Here is a 3,087-nt window from a genome sequence, read left to right as displayed (position 1 = left end):
TCAGGCCCTGGACCGCGGCCAGGATCGCGTAGTCCCCGCAGCCCGGGCACCAGCGCACCTCCTGATCGGTCTTGAAATCCTTCACCGTCAGCGGGAGCGCGGCGCGGGCGGACGGAACGGCCGCATGGCCGTTCTTCGTTCCGTTCGCACCGTTGGCCGCGCCGTTCACAGCCCCGTTGGCTGCGCCGTTCGCCTTGCTCTCAAGCATCGCCCAACCCCTTGACCGCCGCCGTGTCCCCGATCAGCCCGTTGATCACATCGGTGAGCTCGGCCGAGGTGAACGGCAGGCCGCGCACCTTGTTGTAGCCGACCGCGTCCACCAGGTACTTGGCCCGGATCAGCAGGGCGAGCTGCCCCAGGTTCATCTCCGGGATCAGAACCTTGTCGTACTGGCGCAGCACTTGGCCCAGGTTGGCCGGGAACGGGTTCAGGTGCCGCAGGTGCGCGTGTGCTACCTGGCCGCCCTGTCTGCGCACCTTGCGGCACGCCGCCTGCACCGGCCCGTAGGTCGAGCCCCAGCCCAGCACGAGCACCCGCGCGCCTCCGCTCGGGTCGTCGACCTCCAGCGGCGCGACGCTGTCCGCGATCCGATCCACCTTCGCCTGCCGGGTACGCACCATCAGGTCGTGGTTGGCCGGATCGTAGGAGATCTCCCCGGTCCCATCCGCCTTCTCGATCCCGCCGATCCGGTGCTCGAGACCCGGCGTCCCCGGAATCGCCCACGGCCGAGCCAACGTCTCTGGATCACGCTGATAGGGCAGGAAGGGTTCACCGTCCTCGGACGGCTTGGCGAATTCCACGTGCAGGTCCGGCAGCTTCTCGACGTCTGGGATGTGCCACGGCTCCGAACCGTTGGCCAGATAACCGTCCGAGAGCAGGAACACCGGCGTGCGGTACGTCAACGCGATCCGTGCCGCCTCCAACGCCGCATCGAAACAGTCCGCCGGAGACCGCGGCGCCACGATCGGCACCGGAGCCTCGCCGTTGCGGCCGAACATCGCTTGCAGCAGGTCTGCCTGCTCGGTCTTCGTCGGCAGGCCGGTGGACGGGCCGCCGCGCTGAATGTCGCAGATGATCAGCGGTAGTTCCAGCGACACCGCGAGGCCCACGGTCTCGCTCTTGAGCGCGACCCCGGGTCCCGATGTGGTCGTCACTCCGAGCGCTCCGCCGAACGAGGCGCCGAGCGCCGCGCCGATGCCCGCGATCTCGTCCTCGGCCTGGAAGGTGCGCACCCCGAAGTTCTTGTGCTTCGACAGCTCGTGCAGGATGTCCGACGCCGGCGTGATCGGGTAGGAGCCCAGGAACAGCGGCAGGCCGGAGCGCTGCGAGGCCGCGATCAGGCCGTAGGCCAGCGCCAGGTTGCCGGAGATGTTGCGGTACTGGCCGCTCGGCAGCGCCGCGGGGGCGATCTCGTAGGAGACCGCGAACTCCTCGGTGGTCTCGCCGAAGTTCCAGCCGGCCAGGAACGCCGCGCGGTTGGCGGCCGCGATGTCGGGCTTGTTGCCGAACTTCTGCTCCAGGAACGCCAGCGTGCGGTCGGTCGGCCGGTTGTACAGCCAGGAGAGCAGCCCGAGCGCGTACATGTTCTTGGCGCGCTCGGCCTCCTTGCGGGAGAGCGGAAGCCCTTCCAGCGCCTTGACTGTGGATGAGGTCAGCGCGACCGGATGCACGCGGTATCCGTCCAGCTCGCCGGTCTCCAGCGGGTTGGCCGGGTAGCCGACCTTGGTTAGCGCGCGCGTGGTGAACTCATCGGTATTGACGATGATCGTCGCGCCGCGCGGCAGGTCCTTCAGATTCGCCTTGAGCGCCGCCGGGTTCATCGCCACCAGCACGTCCGGCGCGTCGCCCGGCGTGAGGATGTCGTGGTCGGCGAAGTGCAGCTGGAAGGCCGAGACTCCGGGCAGCGTCCCGGCGGGGGCGCGGATCTCGGCCGGGAAGTTCGGCAGCGTGGACAGGTCGTTGCCGTATGCGGCGGTCTCCGCGGTGAACCGGTCCCCGGTCAACTGCATGCCGTCGCCCGAGTCGCCCGCGATCCGGATCACTACCGCACCGATCCGCTCGACCGCGGCGCCCCGCTTCTCTTCGATCGCCTCGCCCGCCACCGAACCTCCTCGCGCGTCCGCATCCTGGGACGGTACTTGGGATCGCCTGCGCCGCTTCGATCACCGGAGCGGGTAGTTCCCCGCACTCCCGAGTCCAATCCATCGTACGCCTGAGTGGACGCCGAGCGGCCCGTGCCCATGCGGCGCACGGCAGTCCAATAGCGCCTTAGCGAGCCGAGTACCCTTGTGCGATGACGCGGGGGACCCACCCGGAAGAGGGAGAAACCCCGGCAGTGGTTGGCGGTTGACTGGCGCGCGAGGGCAGGCGGCGAGCTTTTATGGGAATCGGCGGCACGGGCGGCACGACCTATTACTCCGCCTATTCGATCGTCGGCATGTTGTTGCTGCTCGGTGTCGCGTTCGTCACGGTGTCCTTCGCCGCGAACCGGCTGCTCGCCCCGGCCAGGCCGACGCCGGAAAAGCTGCTCACCTATGAATGCGGCGTGGATCCGGTCGGCGAGGGCTGGGCGCATACCCATGTGCGGTACTACGTCTACGCGTTTCTTTACGTCATCTTCGCGGTGGACGCCGTCTACCTGTTCCCATGGGCTACCGTGTTCGCCGCGCCGGGCTTCGGCGCTACCACGCTGGTCGAGATGTTCGTCTTCATCGGCTTTCTGGCGGTCGGGATCCTCTACGCCTATAAGAAGGGCGTGCTGACGTGGTTGTGAACGAGGGGGCGGCGCTGGACCCGGCGATCGGGGCCGACGCGGGCTCGAACGGGGCCGGCGCCGGGCACCGGGCGGGCGCCGTGGCGCTCGGCATTCCGCGGGTCGGCGCGCCGGCGCGCGGTTTCGGCACGGGCTTCGACCTGGCGCCCAAACCGATGAAGGTCGTGCTCAACTGGGGCCGCAAGTACTCGCTGTAGGTGTTCAACTTCGGCCTGGCCTGCTGCGCGATCGAGTTCATCGCGGCCTCGATGGCCCGGCACGACTTCATCAGGCTCGGCGTGATCCCGTTCGCGCCAGGTCCGCGCCAGGCCGAT

2 protein-coding genes and 2 pseudogenes are annotated in these 3,087 nt (G+C 68.7%); 2 read left to right on the top strand and 2 right to left on the bottom strand.

Annotation, left to right across the window (positions count from 1 at the left end; translation table 11 throughout):
* Positions 1–208, bottom strand: a pseudogene (locus VFB40_RS24735) (hypothetical protein); the annotation flags it as partial.
* Positions 201–2,102, bottom strand: coding sequence for a 2-oxoacid:acceptor oxidoreductase subunit alpha (locus tag VFB40_RS24730; protein ID WP_324854700.1), 1,902 nt, complete (start codon positions 2,100–2,102; stop codon positions 201–203). The pseudogene VFB40_RS24735 and the gene VFB40_RS24730, both read right to left, overlap by 8 nt.
* 278 nt (positions 2,103–2,380) lie before the next feature.
* Between VFB40_RS24730 and VFB40_RS24725 the strand changes: the two genes are divergently transcribed.
* Together VFB40_RS24725 and VFB40_RS28685 are read left to right on the top strand one after the other, a co-directional pair.
* Positions 2,381–2,773 carry an NADH-quinone oxidoreductase subunit A gene (locus VFB40_RS24725; protein WP_324842237.1) on the top strand — a complete coding sequence of 131 codons (393 nt, stop codon included), beginning with the start codon at positions 2,381–2,383 and terminating at the stop codon, positions 2,771–2,773.
* Between the two features lie 80 nt (positions 2,774–2,853).
* Positions 2,854–3,087: pseudogene (locus VFB40_RS28685) on the top strand (hydroxyacid dehydrogenase); the annotation flags it as partial.

The organism is Actinocrinis sp., assembly GCF_035650855.1.
Taxonomy (GTDB): Bacteria; Actinomycetota; Actinomycetes; order Streptomycetales; family Catenulisporaceae; genus Actinocrinis.
Note: the sequence above shows the minus strand (reverse complement) of the source record. Positions and strands in the feature narration are given on the sequence as shown.